The organism is Nitrosospira sp. Nl5, from assembly GCF_900102495.1.
In the GTDB taxonomy this organism is placed as follows: Bacteria; Pseudomonadota; Gammaproteobacteria; order Burkholderiales; family Nitrosomonadaceae; genus Nitrosospira.
The window spans coordinates 34,766-53,104 of record NZ_FMVQ01000012.1 but is presented as its reverse complement, the minus strand read 5'-3'; the positions used below and the strand labels follow the sequence as shown (position 1 = coordinate 53,104).

At 54.0% G+C, this 18,339-nt stretch carries 17 protein-coding genes; 7 read left to right on the top strand and 10 right to left on the bottom strand.

Translation table 11 applies throughout. From position 1 onward, the window contains the following. Positions 1-13: 13 nt before the first annotated feature. Positions 14-646 carry an endonuclease III gene (nth, locus tag BLP45_RS11380; RefSeq protein WP_090372602.1) on the top strand — a complete coding sequence of 211 codons (633 nt, stop codon included), beginning with the start codon at positions 14-16 and terminating at the stop codon, positions 644-646. A gap of 44 nt (positions 647-690) precedes the next feature. After that, positions 691-1,119: a DUF1841 family protein gene (locus tag BLP45_RS11375; RefSeq protein ID WP_090372601.1), complete on the top strand. Its 429-nt coding sequence runs from the start codon at positions 691-693 to the stop codon at positions 1,117-1,119. Between the two features lie 402 nt (positions 1,120-1,521). Here BLP45_RS11375 and BLP45_RS11370 read toward each other — a convergent pair whose 3' ends face one another. From BLP45_RS11370 to ppc, 9 genes are all read right to left on the bottom strand, one after another. After that, the gene (locus tag BLP45_RS11370) at positions 1,522-1,848 is read right to left on the bottom strand and encodes a c-type cytochrome (RefSeq protein ID WP_090372600.1); all 327 of its coding nucleotides are present in this window, start codon (positions 1,846-1,848) and stop codon (positions 1,522-1,524) included. A gap of 25 nt (positions 1,849-1,873) precedes the next feature. Then, positions 1,874-2,203 (bottom strand): c-type cytochrome, encoded by a 330-nt coding sequence (locus BLP45_RS11365; RefSeq protein ID WP_090372599.1) that lies wholly within the window; start codon positions 2,201-2,203, stop codon positions 1,874-1,876. Between the two features lie 89 nt (positions 2,204-2,292). Then, positions 2,293-4,218, bottom strand: a complete 1,926-nt coding sequence (locus tag BLP45_RS11360) for an ATP-binding cassette domain-containing protein (RefSeq protein ID WP_090372598.1) — start codon at positions 4,216-4,218, stop codon at positions 2,293-2,295. A 131-nt stretch (positions 4,219-4,349) separates the two neighbouring features. Continuing rightward, a complete protein-coding gene (locus BLP45_RS11355) occupies positions 4,350-5,006 on the bottom strand; it encodes an inorganic diphosphatase (protein ID WP_218117991.1) in 657 nt (218 codons plus the stop codon). Beyond that, the gene (locus tag BLP45_RS11350) at positions 4,981-5,811 is read right to left on the bottom strand and encodes an HlyC/CorC family transporter (protein ID WP_090372597.1); all 831 of its coding nucleotides are present in this window, start codon (positions 5,809-5,811) and stop codon (positions 4,981-4,983) included. Before BLP45_RS11350 ends, BLP45_RS11355 begins: the two co-directional genes overlap by 26 nt. Positions 5,812-5,884: 73 nt before the next feature. Then, positions 5,885-6,394, bottom strand: a complete 510-nt coding sequence (gene ybeY / locus BLP45_RS11345; RefSeq protein ID WP_090372596.1) for an rRNA maturation RNase YbeY — start codon at positions 6,392-6,394, stop codon at positions 5,885-5,887. Further along, complete coding sequence (locus BLP45_RS11340; RefSeq protein WP_090372595.1) at positions 6,378-7,352, bottom strand: PhoH family protein; 975 nt, start codon at positions 7,350-7,352, stop codon at positions 6,378-6,380. The genes ybeY and BLP45_RS11340 overlap by 17 nt, the downstream gene beginning before the upstream one ends. A 302-nt stretch (positions 7,353-7,654) precedes the next feature. Beyond that, positions 7,655-9,037, bottom strand: a complete 1,383-nt coding sequence (gene miaB, locus BLP45_RS11335) for a tRNA (N6-isopentenyl adenosine(37)-C2)-methylthiotransferase MiaB (protein WP_090372594.1) — start codon at positions 9,035-9,037, stop codon at positions 7,655-7,657. A gap of 94 nt (positions 9,038-9,131) precedes the next feature. Further along, complete coding sequence (gene ppc, locus BLP45_RS11330) at positions 9,132-11,945, bottom strand: phosphoenolpyruvate carboxylase (protein WP_090372593.1); 2,814 nt, start codon at positions 11,943-11,945, stop codon at positions 9,132-9,134. 128 nt (positions 11,946-12,073) lie between these two features. On the opposite strand from ppc, the gene hemC reads away from it, so the two are divergent. The 4 genes from hemC (at position 12,074) to BLP45_RS11310 (ending at position 16,226) form a co-directional block, all read left to right on the top strand. Continuing rightward, positions 12,074-13,039 (top strand): hydroxymethylbilane synthase, encoded by a 966-nt coding sequence (hemC, locus tag BLP45_RS11325; protein WP_090372592.1) that lies wholly within the window; start codon positions 12,074-12,076, stop codon positions 13,037-13,039. Then, positions 13,036-13,836 (top strand): uroporphyrinogen-III synthase, encoded by an 801-nt coding sequence (locus tag BLP45_RS11320; protein WP_090372591.1) that lies wholly within the window; start codon positions 13,036-13,038, stop codon positions 13,834-13,836. The genes hemC and BLP45_RS11320 overlap by 4 nt, the downstream gene beginning before the upstream one ends. Beyond that, the gene (locus BLP45_RS11315) at positions 13,833-14,906 is read left to right on the top strand and encodes a uroporphyrinogen-III C-methyltransferase (RefSeq protein ID WP_256327798.1); all 1,074 of its coding nucleotides are present in this window, start codon (positions 13,833-13,835) and stop codon (positions 14,904-14,906) included. Before BLP45_RS11320 ends, BLP45_RS11315 begins: the two co-directional genes overlap by 4 nt. Positions 14,907-15,023: 117 nt before the next feature. Then, positions 15,024-16,226, top strand: a complete 1,203-nt coding sequence (locus BLP45_RS11310; protein ID WP_090372589.1) for a heme biosynthesis HemY N-terminal domain-containing protein — start codon at positions 15,024-15,026, stop codon at positions 16,224-16,226. An 89-nt stretch (positions 16,227-16,315) separates the two neighbouring features. Here BLP45_RS11310 and BLP45_RS11305 read toward each other — a convergent pair whose 3' ends face one another. Beyond that, positions 16,316-17,356 carry a CDP-6-deoxy-delta-3,4-glucoseen reductase gene (locus BLP45_RS11305; protein WP_090372588.1) on the bottom strand — a complete coding sequence of 347 codons (1,041 nt, stop codon included), beginning with the start codon at positions 17,354-17,356 and terminating at the stop codon, positions 16,316-16,318. 59 nt (positions 17,357-17,415) lie between these two features. Here BLP45_RS11305 and BLP45_RS11300 point away from each other — a divergent pair, with 59 nt between their 5' ends. Further along, positions 17,416-18,321, top strand: a complete 906-nt coding sequence (locus BLP45_RS11300; RefSeq protein ID WP_090372587.1) for an SDR family oxidoreductase — start codon at positions 17,416-17,418, stop codon at positions 18,319-18,321. Positions 18,322-18,339 lie beyond the last annotated feature (18 nt).

Here is an 18,339-nt window from a genome sequence, read left to right as displayed (position 1 = left end):
CTCTTCCTACTTCATGAATTCAACCATACGCCATGAGATTTTTACCCGCTTCAAGGCGGCTAACCCTCATCCTACTACCGAGCTGGAATACAGCTCACCATTCGAATTGCTGGTGGCGGTGGTACTCTCCGCCCAGGCTACCGACAAGGGCGTGAACCTGGCAACTCGAAAACTTTTTCCCAGGGCCAATACGCCGGAAGAAATTCTCGCCCTGGGCGAGGCTGGTTTGCGAGATGCCATCAAGAGCATTGGGCTATATAAGACCAAAGCAAAGAACATTCTGGCGACTTGCGCTCTGCTTATTGCGCATCACGACAGCAAAGTGCCGCACACCCGGGAACAGTTGGAAAAATTGCCCGGCGTGGGGCGCAAGACCGCCAACGTGATATTGAATACCGCATTCGGCGAACCCACGATAGCTGTGGATACACATATTTTTCGTGTTGCTAACCGTACCGGAATTGCACGTGGGAAAACCGTGCTGGAAGTGGAGCGGAAACTTCTAAACTGCGTCCCGAAAGAATTCCGCCACGACGCTCACCACTGGCTAATTTTGCATGGACGCTATGTATGCGTGGCGAGGAAACCGAAATGCGCGATATGCATGATTAATGATTTGTGCGAGTACCAGGAAAAAAACCTTTAAGGAAAACTTTGAAAAAAAATACTTCGATTTCGGTTACGTCTTGAATGTTTAATCCCTCTCGAGAACAGGCGCGTCAATTCTTCTTTGACACTTGGCATAAATACCGCCAGCGGGAAATGCTTTCCGCTATGGAAGACATGGCGCTTGGGATCATTTTGCTGCATCCGGAGTATCAGCGTATTCTCGACGATCCCGAGCGCTACCATGACAAGGATTATCTGCCTGAAATGGGCGATACCAATCCTTTTCTGCACATGGGCATGCATATCGCCATAAAAGAACAACTTTCGATAGACCAGCCTGCGGGGATTCGCCAGCGGTATGAACGACTGTTGAAGAAAACCGGCGACGAGCACGTCGTTATGCATCAAATCATGGAATGTCTTGCCGAAATGATCTGGCAAGCGCAACGCCATCAATCAGCGCTGGACGCTACGGTTTATTTCGAATGCCTGGATCGACAAGAAAATTGATCTATAAGCTGTCATTCGGTTTATCCGGAATCTGGACAAGCAGACAAGGAAGATTTTCCCATCCGCCAAGGAAGCTCTGGGCAGATCCTCAGCCGGGCGTGTTACGGCAAAATCGGCATCCTCGCAGGTATCTCCCAAAGCTCGCAATAGTATAGATCGTAGTTGGTACTTTTACGTGAGATGGCGAGCCAGGGAGCGTAACGCGGTGAGCGCCGGTTTTGCCGCTATTTCTCAACTGAGCGAGAGGACGGTAGCTTTCACTTTGGAGGCAGTCTCTTTTGCCAGGCTCCTAGTCCTAGCGAGGGGGTAGACTACTCGTGTTGTCAGTTCCCCTGCCTATGAGCCTCCCATCCCTCAAAGCTGTTGTCGCGCCTGTGCAGGACTGAATCGGACGTTGCCTAATCAATATTTGGTTTTCAGACCTGACTGGCTGGCGAAATAGGCCGACAAATTTTCGATATCTTCTTTGCTCAGGGCCGCAGCCATGCCGGCCATTATCGGATCCTTCCGGACGCCTGATTTATATTCATTCAGGGATTTTTCCAAGTAACTTGCATGCTGCCCGGCAATCTTTGGGAAAGCCGGAGCAGGGCTATTACCATCGGGGCCGTGACATGCGGCACACACCTCGGCCGCTTTTTTCTTTCCAGCTTCAATGTTGGCTGCCATTCCCTGGCCGGAAACCAGCAGCAATGCGCCGCTCACCGCAGCGATAACGAAATTTTTCATGGGACTTCCTTGCGTAGTGAATAAATTATTTACCGCCGGAACCGGCGTAATAGGCAGCCAGGTCTTCCATATCCTGATCGGAAAGCGTGGCTGAGATACCTTTCATGCTGGGATGGTTGCGGGCATCGGTCTTATATGCCTGAAGCGCCTTGACAATGTACTCGGCGTGCTGGCCGCCCAGCCTTGGCACGTTATACACTGAGGGATAAGATGTCCGGTATCCTTCTATTCCATGACAACCGATGCACATGGCATTTTTCTGCTTCCCTGCAACCGGATCGCCGGCCGCCTGGGCCGTGCCGGCTAATGCCAGTAGCAAACCCCACGAAAGTAAAGTAATTATTGGTTGTTTCATTGTGAGCCCTCTTTTCAAAAAGAGCGACTCTAAACGATGTGCCATTCCCGGTCAACGAATAAAGTAGCAGGACATATGGGAACTTATCGTTATATTTTCTGTCCTCGCGCCGAGCATTTAGCTTCTAATTCCTCCCATCGGGCGAGATGGTTCATGAGTTCGGTTTCAATGATGGCAAGACGTTCTTGCAGTGATCTGGCTTCATCCGGGCAATCATGGTAAATAGCCGGAGAGCATAACCGGTGGGTAATGTCCACCTGTTCACGCTCCAGAATTTCGATTTTTGATGGCAGCTCGTCGAGTTCGCGCGCTTCATTGTAACCCAGTTTGACGCGAGCCGCCGGTTCCCGTAATTTCTCCGCCGGGACCGGGGACTGCTGCCTGGCCACCCGCGGTTTTTCCTCTGCTTTTAAGAAACTTTTTGCCCGCACCCAATCCTCGTAACCTCCAACGTACTCACGCAGTACGCCGTCGCCTTCGAATGCGATAACCTGGGTGACTACATTATCGAGAAACGCCCGATCGTGGCTGACCAGAAATAGTGTGCCGGAATAGTTTTGCAGCAGTACTTCAAGCAGTTCCAGGGTTTCAATATCCAGATCGTTGGTCGGCTCATCCAGAACCAATACATTAGCGGGGCGGGTGAGCAAACGTGCCAGCAACAGCCGGTTGCGCTCTCCGCCCGAGAGAGACTTGACCGGAGAGCGTGTCCGCTCGGGCGCAAACAAGAAATCTTCCAGGTAGCTGATGACATGTTTCCTCGCCCCGCCGATCTCGATAAAGTCGGAACCCTGGCTGATAGTCTCCATCAGCGTTGCTTCCTCATCCAGTTGTTCCCGCATCTGGTCAAAATAGGCGACGGCGAGCTTGGTCCCATGCCGCACATTGCCGCTGTCGGGCTGCAATTCGCCCAATATCAGTTTCAGCAACGTTGATTTCCCGGCACCATTGGGCCCCAGCAATCCCACCCGGTCGCCGCGCATGATGCGGCACGAAAAATCTTTGATGACGGTTTTATCGCCGTATTTTTTAACGACATGCTCCAGCTCAGCCACCAAGCGTCCGGATCTCACTCCCTCGTCCACGTTAAGGCTAACCTTCCCGACGCGGTCGCGGCGCTCCGCCCGCTCCAGCCGTAGTGCCTCCAGTTGTCGTACCCTGCCCTCATTGCGGGTACGGCGTGCTTGTATTCCTTTGCGTATCCAGACCTCCTCTTGCGCCAGCACCTTATCGAACTTTTGATTATGGACTGCCTCCACTTCCAGCAACTCCATTTTCTTTTGCTGGTACTCAGCAAAATTGCCCGGGAAGGCCGTTAAATGACCGCGATCGAGTTCGATAATGCGTGTTGCTATATTGTTCAGGAAGCGGCGGTCATGCGTGACGAATAGCACGCTGCCAGAGAAGTCTCGTAGTAATCCCTCCAGCCATTCGATAGAGAAAAAATCGAGATGGTTGGTCGGTTCATCCAGCAGCAGCACATCGGGAGAAACCACTAGCGCGCGGGCCAGTGCAACCCGCTTTTTTAGCCCGCCGGAAAGCTGTCCGATCAAGGCATCTATGGGAAGACTAAGTTTATCAATGGCGGTTTCCACCCTTCCCTGGATGCGCCAACCATCCTGGGCTTCCAGCTCGCCTTGCAGATCCTGCAAGCGGGAAAGGAGTGCTTCGGTGTCTCCGGCGCTATCGCTCAAAGCGTGAGAAACCTCGTGATAATCGAGCAGCACTTGACTGACTGCGCCCAATCCTTTCGATACTTCCTGAAATACCGTGAGAGCCGCATCCAGTTCCGGTTCCTGCGGCACATAAGCCAGTCTTAGCGCCGGCGCGCGCCAGACCTTGCCATCGTCCGGTTTGATTTCGCCCGCCAGAATGCGCAGAAGGCTTGATTTGCCGCCGCCATTCCTGCCGATCAGGCCGATGCGTTCGCCGGAATCAAGCTGCAAATCCACCTTATCGAGCAGCGTATGATGTCCAAAGGCGAGACAGATTTTTTCGAGCGTGAGAAGTGGCATGACAGAGAATGCTACGGCAACATAATTAACAGGGGCGCAATTCTGACATGCCTGATAAGCGTTGGCAAAAAATTCGCCCTCCGGATTCCGCAGGATAACCTGCCGAGTCGACCGTGAGGGGACAACGTCTATCAGAAGCCAAGCGGGGGGCCCTGCCAGCTGGCATCTCGCCGCCGTGCACGAGCGAGCGCCTGAATTGCTTCACACCAGCCCTCGCACGCGTTGCGTCCGGGACGGCATCGCCAGATATTCAGCATCCCTTTGCACTTCGCGTAGAAATGGAAGAATTGCAGTACCTTTTGCCGTTCCAACGGGCTCGGGGAATGATCGCTGCAGACAAGCTTGTCATCGCTCATGCCGCGGTCTGTCAGCGTTACGGCTCCCCACGCCTTGACTCTTATCCGCGTGCCGAACGGCAAGCGCGGGCCGAGTACCAGAGCATCCAGCAGATCACCTTCAAGGCCAAGATAGTCCGGTACCGAGCCGTAGTTGAATGGACAGGGCAGAGGTGAGACGAAATCGACTTCACCGGTAGATCCGCGTTTAAGAAAGCTGCCTCGCGGAACCTCAATCAGCACTTCTACTACTGGCGGATCGGACAACGCTTCCTGATCCCGGTATTGGTGGAAATACACCTCGTTCACAGCCGGGGCTGCCTCACCAGTCCAATTGATTTCTCGGAGACCACGCGATGCGCTTCCAGCATGTAGAGGATGCTCATGGCGGTAAGCATTTTCCACCGTGTCCAGGATGTACTCCTGCTCAAACGCCACCCCTGCTTGTTTCAACCAGCAGCGTATACAACCTGCGACTGTCGGCGCGCAGCACCGTGAATTTGAAGTTGCCGACGACGACCGACTCGCCACGCTTGGGTAGCCGTCCGAATTTGTTAAGCACCAGACCACCGATGGTATCGTAATCCTCGTTACTTAACTCCGCTCCAAGCCTCGCATTAAAATCCTCAATCTCGGTGACCGCCTTGACGCGGTAATGGCCATTCGGATCCTGCATGATGTTGTCTTCTATCTCGTCGAAGTCGTGCTCATCCTCGATTTCACCGACGATTTGTTCCAGCACGTCTTCAATGGTCACCAGTCCCGCCACGCCGCCGTATTCATCCACCACAATAGCGATATGATTACGGTTGCTGCGAAAATCCTTAAGTAATACGTTGAGCCGCTTCGATTCGGGAATAAATACCACCGGTCGCAGCATCTCGCGCACGTTGAACTCCTCCTCTCCGGCGTAGTAGCGCAGTAAATCTTTTGCCAGCAGGATGCCGATCACGTTATTTTTATCGTTTTCGGTGACTGGAAAGCGCGAGTGTGCAGTTTCGATAATCATCGGGATGAACTTGTCCGGCGGTTCACCGATGTCGATCACATCCATCTGCGAACGGGGGACCATGATATCGCGGGCCTGCATTTCGGATACCTGGATTACTCCTTCGATCATGCTCAGCGCATCGGAATCGAACAAATTGCGCTCAAACGCGGAATGCAGCAGTGCAATCAGCTGCTCACGGTCTCCCGGCTCGCGCAGGACCAAGGCACCGACGCGTTCGAGCCAGCTAGGTTTGGGAGGATCATCCATATTGATGTGCCAGTTCGTAGGTAAGAAGTCAGTTAGCCGGGGGCGCCATGATAGCGAGCCACTCGGGCCGGAATCAGGATTCTTCGATACCCGGCCGGTATTCCTTGTAAGGATCATCGTGCCCCAGTTTCATCACGATTTCGGTCTCCAGTTGTTCCATAGCCGCTGCGGCGGCGTCATCTTCGTGATCGTAACCCTGAAGGTGCAAGGCGCCATGCACGGTGAGATGTGCATAGTGCGCTGCCAGATTCTTATGCTGCTGTCTCGCTTCCTCTTCCACCACCGGTGCGCACAGCACGATATCGCCAGACAGAGGCCGAGCACTGCTGTAAACGAAAGTCAGCACGTTGGTGGCGTAATCTCTTCCGCGAAAATCACGGTTGAGGCGGCGGCCTTCGGCTTCATCCACAATACGCAACCCAATCTCCGCGTCCTGCATCAGCGCTGCTTCGACCCATTTGCGAAATTGAGGCCGAGTGGGGGTATTCCCGGCATGACCCGCATATTGTGTTGCCAATTTCAATTTCGCTTCCTTACGGATAGCTCTTTCGGAAAACCCGGAAACGCTATCCCTTTTTTTCATACTTTTGGTAAGCGTTGACAATTCTTTGTACCAGCGGATGCCGCACGACATCTTCAGCGCCAAAATGCGTGAAAGCAATGCCGCGTACTTTTCCCAGAATCTGTTGAGCCTCTACCAGGCCACTTTTCTGGTGCTTGGCCAGATCAATTTGCGTCACATCACCTGTTACCACCGCCTTGGAGCCGAAGCCGATTCGAGTCAGGAACATTTTCATTTGTTCGGGTGTCGTATTTTGCGCTTCGTCAAGGATGATAAAAGATTGGTTCAGCGTTCGGCCGCGCATGAAAGCCAACGGCGCAATTTCAATTGCGCTGCGTTCAAACTGCTTGCTGGTTTTATCAAACCCCATCAGGTCATATAGTGCGTCGTACAATGGGCGCAAATAAGGATCCACCTTCTGGACGATATCACCGGGTAGAAAACCAAGACGCTCGCCGGCTTCCACTGCCGGTCGCACCAGCACGATGCGGGCTACCATGTCGCGTTCAAGCGCATCTACCGCGCTTGCCACAGCAAGATATGTTTTCCCGGTTCCTGCCGGGCCGATGGAAAACGTGATGTCGTGTTTCTGGATTTGTTGCAGATACTGTGCTTGACGAGGTGTGCGGCCACGTAAATCGCCGCGCCGGGTAATTAGCACTGGCGCTGTCGTTTCCGAAGGACCGTCAGCAGCATGTTTTCTCGCATGCGAGGGGTTCATCACCTCGATCAAGCCCAGTTGAATCTGCTCGATACTCAGATGATGTTGTGCCTGGCTATAAAAATTTCGCAGTGCTTCTGCAGCCAGTAAGGTTTGGGCCGACTTACCGCGTAAGCTGAAATGTTCTCCTCGCCGTGCGATGGTGACATCAAGCACGGTTTCGATCTGCTTGAGGTTCTCGTCCAGTGCCCCGCATAGATTGGCAAGACGCTGATTATCGACTGGAGAAAATGAAATCTCGACAGGCTGTGGTTTCAACCTAAATCCGGCAGTGGATTGCTCATTTTCCTTTAACGATCTGATTTACAAATAGTTCTTCCGATACTTGCTCTTTACCTATGGCAAGTTCTCGGCAGGACGGATTGCACGGTTTGCGTTGCATGGCTGTGTTTTTCGCAACGCCTTTGACAGAAAACAATTCCACCTCATTGTGTCACGCCATGTATCCAAAACCGCGCACAAAGGCGCGGCAAGCAGCTGTAAGGGCTTAATTCTCGCAGCGACAGGGACACTTTGCAAGAAATGAAGACGGGGAGCCTTGGAATTTGCCCCCGGACTTGTCAGCAAGGCATATTGCGTGGAACTGATCCGGAAATTGCCCGGCGTTCGTCAGCCACGATTTCACCGCGCAATGAATGTGACAGCGCGGCGGTGATTTTAACGTCAATGAAATAGCCGATTTGTGCTGGATTACCGACGAAATTCACCATGCGATTGTTGTCGGTACGCCCGCAAAGTTCGCCGGCATTTCTTTTGGATACGCCCTCCACCAGGATACGCTGCATCGACCCGATCATGCATTGACTGATCGCCTGCGCCTGCTGATTGATTTTCTCCTGCAAGCGCTGCAACCGCTCCAGCTTGATTTTATGGGGAGTATCGTCGAGCAGTCCCGCGGCGGGCGTACCAGGGCGTGGGCTATAAATGAAGCTGAAGGAATCATCGAAATGTACCACCTCAATCAGTTTCATAGTAGCCTCGAAATCGGTTTCGGTTTCACCGGGGAAACCGATGATGAAATCGGACGTCAGTGAAATATCGGGGCGAGCGGCTCGCAGCCTGCGGATAATGGATTTGTATTCCAGCGAGGTATAACCCCGCTTCATGGCTACCAATATCCGGTCCGAGCCCGACTGAACCGGCAAATGCAAATGACTTACCAGCTTCGGCAATTTTATGTAAGCTTCGATCAGCCGTGCGGTGACCTCCCGGGGATGAGAGGTCGTGTAGCGGATGCGCTCGATGCCGGGAATTTCACTGATATATTCGAGCAGCAGCGCCAAATCCGCGATTTCACCTTCTTCTCCATGCTCCATCGCGCCGCGATAAGCATTGACGTTCTGCCCCAGCAACGTCACTTCCTTGATTCCCTGGCTCGCCAGTTCTGCGACTTCCACCAACACGTCGCTCAACGGACGCGAGATTTCCTCGCCGCGTGTATAGGGCACGACGCAAAAACTGCAATATTTGCTGCACCCTTCCATGATGGAAACGAATGCAGTCACACCTTCGGTGCGTGCGAGCGGCAGGTGGTCGAATTTCTCGATTTCAGGAAAGGAGATATCCACCTGCGATCGACCGGTACCCCGACGTGCTGAAATCAGCTGCGGTAACCGGTGCAGCGTCTGCGGACCAAATACCAGATCCACGTAGGGTGCCCGCTTCACAATTTCCACGCCTTCCTGGCTGGCAACACACCCGCCCACGCCAATCAGCAGATTGGGGTTGGACTTTTTCAAGTGTCTGACGCGACCCAGATCGTGAAATACTTTTTCCTGAGCCTTCTCTCGTACGGAGCAGGTGTTGAACAGAATGACGTCCGCCTCGGCGGGATTATCGGTTTTCTCCATGCCGTGCGCGGCATGAAGCACATCCGCCATTTTATCCGAGTCATACTCGTTCATCTGGCAGCCGAAAGTTTTAATATACAGTTTTTTAACCACAATCGTACCGAAAGTGCCGCGGCCGGATCATCCCGGGAATATTATTGTTGTTGTTCCCGTCAACCATGCCAAAAGCCGGTGAACCACGAAATGTTCATCCGCTGTTTCTCAGTCCCGCCGCTACGCCATTAATGGTGAGCTGTATCGCGCGCTTTACCGCGTCGGCGGCATCGCCGGAGCGATAGCGGCGCAGCAGCTCGACTTGCAAATGATTGAGCGGATCGATATAAGGGGTGCGGTTACGAATGCTGCGAGCAAGCGTAGGATTGTCCTGCAGCAATTCCGTGCGGCCTGTCACCGCGAATAACCATTTTACGCTGCAATCCCATTCCGCCTGGATGCGCCCGAAAATTTTCTCACGTAAATCAACATCGCTAACGAGTTCAGCGTAGCGCGACGCGATACCCATATCGGTTTTTGCCAGCACCATGTCCATATTGGACAGCAGCGTTTGCATGAATGGCCAAGTGCGGTGCATTTCCTGCAGAAATCCCAATCCCTTTTCGCCTTGGCCTTCGCGCTCGACAAACGCTTCTACCGCGGTGCCGAAACCGTACCAGCCTGGAATCATGGCGCGATTAACCCCCCAGCTGAATACCCAGGGAATGGCGCGTAAATCCTCTATCAGGTCGGATTGCTGGCGCGACGGCGGCCGGCTGCCAATATTAAGTCCGGCAATTTCCCTTATCGGGGTGGACTCCTGAAAATAGCGTTTAAACCCCGGGGTTTCGTATACGAGATTGCGATAGGATGCGAGCGCATCGCGTGCCAGCACTTCCATAACTTGATAATAGTCGACGGCGCGTTCACCCAGGGGATCGCGGCTCAACAACGTCGCCTCGACCGTGGCGGCGACCAGCGTTTCCAGATTACGCCGCCCAATCTCCGGGTCGGCGTATTTACTGCCGATGACTTCGCCCTGCTCGGTAATACGTATCTGACCGTTAACACTAGCGGGAGGCTGAGCCAGTATCGCCTGGTAGCTCGGACCGCCACCTCGTCCAACCGTTCCGCCGCGTCCATGAAACAGGCGCAAGTCGACTTTATGCTTGGCGAATATTTTCGTCAGTTCGGTTTCCGCCTTGTAGAGTTCCCAGTTGGCGGCAAGAAAGCCGCCGTCCTTGTTGCTATCCGAATAACCCAGCATTACTTCCTGAACATTGCCGCGTGAATCCAGCAGCTTGCGATAATATGGCAGCGAGAACAGCGCATCCATAACGGGACCGCAGCCGCGCAAGTCTGCGATGGTCTCGAACAATGGGATGATGTTGACGTGCAGACGCGGCATTTCTCCCGCTTGCAACAGCCCGACTTCCTTCAGCAACAGTGCAACCTCCAGCATGTCGGAAACGCCATCGGTTTTGGAAATGATGTAATTTGGCAGCGCAGCACGCCCAAAGCGCCGCTGAATTTCCGCCGCTGCCTGTAAAATGCACAGTTCGCTCTGGACGAGCTCGGAATAATCCAGATAAGGCGAGCGCAGGGGACGCGGGCTGCTAATCTCGGTCAGCAGCCACTCCAAGCGCTCCACTTCGGTCAGTGCGGCATACCCCTTTCGATGTGCGCCATACTCGAACAATTCCGTGACGACCCGTTCATGGACATTGCTGTGCTGGCGCATATCCAGCGGGGCGAGATGAAAGCCGAATACTTCCCCCGCGCGTCGCAAGTGGCGTAGCTCCCCGCGTGCCAGTAAATCCGATTTGTGATGCTTAAGCGAGCGGATGACGATATCGAGATCATGCACAAATTCCATGCTTTCCGCATAAGGCGCGGCAAGGCCGACCGGACGCCGTTGTCTGATCACGTGACCGAGCCCCTGGCTGGTAGCGGCAAGGCGCGCATAAATACCAATCAGTGCACGCCGGTAAGGCTCATCCGCACGACTGGGGGCGCGATCGGGGGAAGCCTCGGCCAATTCCGCCAATTCGTCATCCACTTCTACCAGGCGCTCCGTCAAACTTAGCCTGCGGCCTATCTGGTGTACTTCACCCATGTAATAATCCAGCGCCAGCGCCGATTGGCGCTCGGCCGCGTGCAGCATTACCTCATGGGTAACGAAGGGATTGCCGTCGCGGTCGCTACCTATCCAGCTGCCAATGCGTAGAAATGGGGGAATAAGCGGTGCGCGCGCTCCCATGCGGCGTTCAAGAAAATCTTCAATTTCCGCATAAAGGCGGGGCACCTCGGTAAGAAAAGTATAACGGTAATACGCCAGGCCGTTTTTGATCTCGTCATAAACAGACAGGCGCTCGGGACGCAGCATGCGCGTCTGCCACAGTATCTGGATGGCACAGCGCAATCCCTCCTCGTTGTTGCGTAACTCCTCGGGCGTCAGCTGCATGCGATCACGCTCATTCAACAGGTGTGCAATGGTCAACTGGCAATCGAGAATGCTTCTGCGCTGCACTTCGGTTGGATGAGCGGTCAATACCGGTGAAACGACCGCTTTAGCGAAAAATCTGGTTAATGCTGCGCCATCGGTTCCGCTGGACAGAACCCGATCCAGCGCCAGCGCCACGCTACCCGCTTGGGGTGACGACCCTGCCCGGAGATGGGTGCGGCGACGGCGATTGTGATGCATATCCTCGGCAATGTTGGAAAGTTGCGAAAAATGGCTGAATGCGCGCACCACCGCAACAGTTGCCTTGTTGCTCAATTGATTGAGGATCATATCAAGTTCGTGGCGCGCCTTTGGATCCTGCTCGCGCCGAAAGCGAATTGCGGTTTGACGAATGTTTTCAACCAGCTCGAAAGTGGAGTCCCCTTCCTGCTCGCGCAAAGTATCGCCCAGCAGGCGCCCCAGCAGGCGGATGTCCTCCCGTAAAGGATCATCCTTCACCGGTCTGTCTTTATGGTCAGTATTATTTTTGTCGAAACTTTCATTCCGGGAAGCGAGGGAGCTCATAACGCAACCTTTTTTGCAATGCACCGGCGATCCGATGCCTCGTGCACTTCAATCCAGTTGGGCGCCTGGCATGCTAAAATAAACATCAACGGTAATTCCGTAATTTTCTCATTGTCATTGTAATAATAATGCTTAATTCATCCATGCCCGCAAAAATTGTTATTGCTACACGGGAAAGCGCGCTTGCCTTGTGGCAGGCAAACTTCATTCGGGAACGGCTGTCGGAATTATACCCGCAAACCGAACTCAGCATATTTGGTATGACGACGCGCGGCGATCAGATCCTCGACACGTCGCTCTCCAAAATTGGCGGCAAGGGACTGTTTGTTAAGGAGCTGGAGCAGGCGCTGGAGGATGGAAGCGCGGATATCGCGGTGCATTCGATGAAGGACGTGCCGATGAATATGCCGGAGGGGTTCGCACTGGCGGCCATAGTCGAACGTGAAGATCCCCGCGACGCTTTTGTTTCCAATCAATATGCCGAGCTCAAGGCGCTTCCTGCCGGCAGCGTGGTGGGGACCTCCAGCTTGCGGCGCGAAAGCCAGTTGCGTGCCCGCTTTCCGCATTTACAGGTGCAGCCGCTGCGTGGCAACGTGCAGACCCGTTTGCGCAAGCTGGATGAAGGACAGTTTGCGGCGATTATTCTGGCAGCTGCGGGATTAAAGCGGCTGGGACTGGCGGATCGTATTACCGCACTGCTGAGTCCGGAGCTGAGTTTGCCGGCGGTGGGACAGGGAGCGTTGGGAATCGAATGCCGAGCCGACCGGTCAGATTTGGTAAAACTTATGCAACCATTGCATCATCGTGAAACCGCTCAGTGTGTGGAGGCTGAACGCGCCATGAGTCGAGCGCTGGGTGGAAGCTGTCAGGTACCTCTGGGTGGTTTCGCGGAAATTACCGGAGAGGTGCTGCGACTGCGCGGGTTTGTCGCCAGCCCCGATGGAACGCGCATGATAAGTGATGAACTGAGTGGCGAGCCCGGAACGGGAACGGTTATGGGCGCACAGTTGGCACGAAATTTAAGAATGCAGGGCGCGGGGGCAATTCTGGCAGCGCTGGAATCAATGCCGGCCGCATCCATAAGTCATCCGTGACGAAACCTCTGGCCGGGACCCATATACTGATTACGCGGCCGGCGCACCAGGCGGGCAGCCTTGCTGGCAAAGTTCGTGCAGCGGGCGGAATTCCATTTTTGTTTCCGGTATTGGAAATCCTGGACACAAAGGATCAGGGCTCGTTGCTGACTATCGTGGCGAGGCTCGATGAATTCGATCTGGCAATTTTTATCAGTCCCAACGCGGTGAACAAGGCCATGAGCCTGATACGTACAAAACGACCATGGCCGCGGAAGCTGAAAGTCGCAGCCGTTGGCCAGGGTACCGCCAGGGAGCTGAGGAATTTAGGCGTCGACGAGGTGATTGCGCCAGCTCTGCGATTCGACAGCGAGGCATTGCTGGACATGGACGACTTGCAGCAGGTCGGGGGCAAGCGCGTGGTGGTTTTTCGTGGCGACAGCGGGCGTGAATTGCTGGGAGATGAGTTGCTGAAACGGGGTGCCGTGCTCGAATATGCGGAGTGTTACCGTCGTGTCAAACCGAATACCGATACGGCGCCGCTACTGAGAGCCTGGGCAAACAACGAGATGAGCGCAATTACCATAACCAGCAGTGAAGGGCTGCGCAATTTATTCGATATGGTTGGCAAGTCGGGGCAAGCATGGCTCAAGACAACTCCGTTGTTCGTCTCCCATGCGCGCATCGCGCAAACCGCAACGGAACTCGGACTTACTCACGTGATTCTTACCCCTGCTGGGGATGAAGGCTTGCTGCAAGGCCTGTTCAGTTATTTCCAGCCGGAGACCAGCGAGGACTGCGTTTCAGGGAAACCATGAGTGCGGACATTCAACATGTCGATACCGATCAACCGGGAGGATTACGCCCCGAGCCGCGCCCGAAATTGCATCAGCGCATCAGTCCTGTTTTAATTTTTGTCATAATTTCTACCCTCATCTTTTCACTCATTATAGCGTGGCAGTGGTACGACACCCGTAATCAGATTGCAGGCTTGCAACATGAATTGGCTAAACGGCTGGCCGAGGCGGATGCAGCGGGTAAAGAATCACGCAACCTTTCAACCGAGGCTACCGAGGCAGGTCGCCGGACAGAAACAAAACTCAGCCTGCTCGAAGCCAAGCTGGCTGAATCCCAGAGCCAGCAATTGGCGTTGGAGGCGCTCTACCAGGAGCTTACGCGAAACAGGGATGAAGCAACATTGGAAGAAGTGGAGCAACTGCTGCTTATTGCCAATCAACAGCTACAGCTGGCAAGTAATGTCAAGGCTGCCCTGATAGCGATGCAAGAGGCCGATGCGCGATTACAGCGTATCGATCGCCCGCAATTGTCGCCATTACGTAAAATCCTGGCAAAGGATATGGACATCCTGAAAGCTGCGCCATATGTCGATACGGTGGGAATCAGCATGCGCCTGGATAGTCTCGCAGCCGCTGTCGATAGGTTACCGTTGGCGATGGAATTCCGTCCTCCGGAAACCCGCCCTTCTCCGAGTCAAATTTCAGCGACAGAAAATGTATGGCTCAAATTCGCACGAGAGGCTTGGGAGGATGTGAAGCGGTTGGTACGTATCCAGAACATGGACAAGCCGGATGTCGCCCTGTTATCACCCTCACAGGCGTATTTTCTGCGTGAGAACTTAAAGTTGCGCCTGCTATCGGCCCGGCATGCGCTACATGCCCGCGACGGACCCAGCTTCAAGGCTGATATCAATGCATCCATGGATTGGATCAACCGGTATTATGACACCGGATCAGAGTCTGTCGCTAATATGCTTGAAGCATTGCATCAGTTGCAAGACAGCGAAATTGGCGTTGAATTGCCTCGTATTTCCGCCAGTCTCGACGCGGTACGCAATTACCGTCTGGCCCACGACCGGGGAAATCGATGACACTCGCGTCCGGCGGGTCGACGCTTATTTTCAGGGTCGCACGATGACTTGCAATGATTCTCTACCTCAATCAAGTTTCATCTTCATGATGAGTACGTCCCATCTGCCGGGTTTAACATGAAAGGAGCGTTCTGGCTGTTGGCGCTGTTTGCGGTTGCAGTGGCGGTGACGCTTGCGGCGAGATACAACAACGGTTATGTGCTGGTGGTGGCGCATCCTTATCGCGTCGAGCTATCACTTAACTTGCTGGCGGTGCTGCTGGTAGTGGCATTTTTTATCGCCTACTTTGTGGTGCGGCTCGCGGTCATCACCCTGCGATTGCCAACGGAAGTAAGCGAATTCCGCCTGCGCCGCCGCCGCCAAAGGGCGCGAAGGATGATGCTGGACGGACTTAAGGCATTCTTCGAAGGTCGTTACGCCAAGGCCGAGAAAGCTTCCGCTGCCGCCCTGAAATTGAGAGAGTCTTCCGCGGTCAGCGCGATTAATGCCGTCATCGCTGCCCGCTCGGCGCACGAACTGAGAAAGTATTCTCAACGCGATGCGTTTATTGCCATCGCGGAAAATGACGCGCCGAAAGAAATAGCGCTACGTCTTGTAACACAAGCCGAGCTGTTGCTCGATGAACGCCGGCCGGAAGAAGCGCTGAAGGTATTGCAATCCCTTGGCGCCACGGAAGCACGTCAGCATACCGCCGTACTGCGGCTGGAATTGAAAGCGCAGTATCAGTTGGAAAACTGGGACGCGGTACTTGATCTGCTCGGACAACTGGAGCAACGTAACGCCTTCGATAAGGCTCTGGTAAGGCAATTACGATGCAATGCTCATGTGGAAAATCTCAAAAGCAAGATATCCACTCCACAGACGTTCAAGGGGTATTGGCAAACGATATCTTCGGCGGACAAAAAAGACAGCAAATTGGCTGCCGCCGCCGCCCGTGCTTGCATGGCGGTAGGTGACGGTGTAACAGCACATCAGATCATTGAGCAAAGCCTGGACGGACAATGGGATTCCGAATTGGTGGAACTGTATGCGGAATGTCTTGGGAATGATGCAGTCAGGCAAATTGAACGTGCCGAAGCATGGCTCAAGTTTCACCCTAACGATGCTTCCCTGCTGCTGGCCCTCGGCAAACTCTGCATCCATGGGGAGTTGTGGGGCAAGGCACAAAACTATCTGGAAGCCAGTTTGTCGCTGGAACCCGGCCATCCCTCCCATCTCTTGTTGGCGCAGTTAAACGAGAAAATTGGCAGACACGAGCTGGCAAAGACTCACTACAGCAAAGGACTGGAACTTGCATTAAAGCGGCTGGAAGCCGGTTGAAGCATTGAGGCAGCGGGTGGTGAGGGCAAATTCTGCCAGTTTAAGGCCCAGGCTGTTCTCATCTTGCATCCGAGATGGAGGTTAAGAGTCTACGATTTTGGCTCGCTGGGAGAAACAGTAAACGCGTCGGAGAAAAATTCATCTTCAGGCAGGCGTCGCAATGTAGTGAAATCCCTATGCGCAGCTTCGACCATCGCTGGCGTGCCGCAGGCATAAACCTGATATCCGGCGAGATCATTGAAGTCTTCCAGCACGGCTTGGTGCACCAGGCCGGTCCTTCCGCTCCAATTATCCGCCGGCAACGCCTCGGATAGCACTGGGATAAAGGTAAAATTATCGTACTTCTGTTGCCAGCTTCCCACCAGATCCGCAAGATATAGATCGGTTTTAGTGCGGTTGCCCCAATAGAGCACCATTTGCCGTTCACCGCCACGCAGATCCCGTACGTGAAAGGCATGCTCGAGTATGCTTTTAACCGGCGCAAAGCCAGTGCCGCTGGCTACGAATATAATCGGTTTGTCTGAGTCTTCGCGCAGGAAAAACGTGCCGAGCGGTCCCTCAAAGCGCAGAATATCCCTCTCCTTCATGCGTGTGAACACATGCTCGGCAAATGTGCCGCCAAGATAGTGGCGCACATGCAGTTGCAACAATTCATCGTCATGCGGCGCGTTAGCCAGCGAGAAACTTCGACGCTTGCCATTTTTCATGAAAACATCGATATATTGCCCAGCCAGAAACTGCAATCGTTCGTTGGCGGGAAGCTTCAGGGAAATAACCATTACGTTGGGTGCGACCCGTTCCAGCTTATGGACGCGGCATGGCAAAGTTTTAACATGAATATCCTTGATTTCCCCGATTTCACGACATTCAATGACTAGTTCCGATAGGGGTAAAGCGCAGCAAAACAACGCCATGCCCGCTTTCTTTTCCATTTCCGTCAGCGTCTCTTCATTATGGCTGCCGAAATCGACCGTTCCCTGTATGATTTTGCCCTTGCAAGTACCACAAGCGCCATTACGGCAACCATAGGGAAGCGGAAAACCTTCACGTAACGCGGCTTGCAATACAGTTTCGCCGGGTTCGGCGGAAAAGACGTGCCCGCTGGGCTTAATGGTGATTTGATGTGACATCCGGTTATGAACGAATTAACAAAATTAAGAAATAACTGGCGGCAAATGAAATAAATACCATGAAACGAACGCTTTTAATTATTGGTTGCGGCGACGTAGCCTTACGGGCGGCGCCTCTGTTGCAGGCGCACTACCGGCTGCTGGGCTTGTATCGAAGCCCGGAGAACCGGACTCTGTTGCGTTTGCGCGGCATTACTCCCGTATTCGGAGATCTCGACGTACCTGGCAGTCTCGGGAAGCTCGCAGGAGTGGCCAATGCAGTGCTGCATCTGGCGCCGCCACCCGATCATGGCAAGCGCGATACGCGCACCATGAATCTCCTGGCCGCGTTAACAAAGCGGCCAAAGATGAAGGGAGCAATGTTACCACAACGGCTTATCTACATCAGTACCAGTGGAGTCTACGGAGATTGTAATGGTGCTTTGGTGGATGAAACCCGCGTGCTCAATCCCCAAACCGGCCGCGCATGGCGCCGCGTCGATGCAGAGAAACAGGTGCGCAGGTGGGGGTTGCGCAATCGCGTGAGCGTTTCAATTCTGCGTGTACCAGGAATTTACGCGTCCGACCGTTTGCCGCTTGCCCGCCTGCGCCAATGTACCCCGGCGCTGCTGCCGGAAGAGGACAGCTATACCAACCACATCCATGCTGACGATCTTGCGGGCATTGTTTTTGCCGCCTTGCGCCACGCGCGACCCGGCAGGATCTATCATGCCTGTGACGACTCGAGCCTGAAAATGGGTGAATATTTTGATTTGATTGCGGACCGATTTAACCTGCCACGGCCGGTCCGTATCGCGCGCGCCGATGCCGAGGGGCGTATATCGCCCGGCATGTTGTCGTTCATGCAGGAGTCGCGACGGCTCGCCAACTCCCGCATAAAGCGTGAGTTGCACGTAAATCTGCGTTACCCGACCGTGATCGAATGTATGGCGAAGGGCGCAGCAATTACTGTGGAAAATGGGTAAAATTTCGCCTGCGGATTC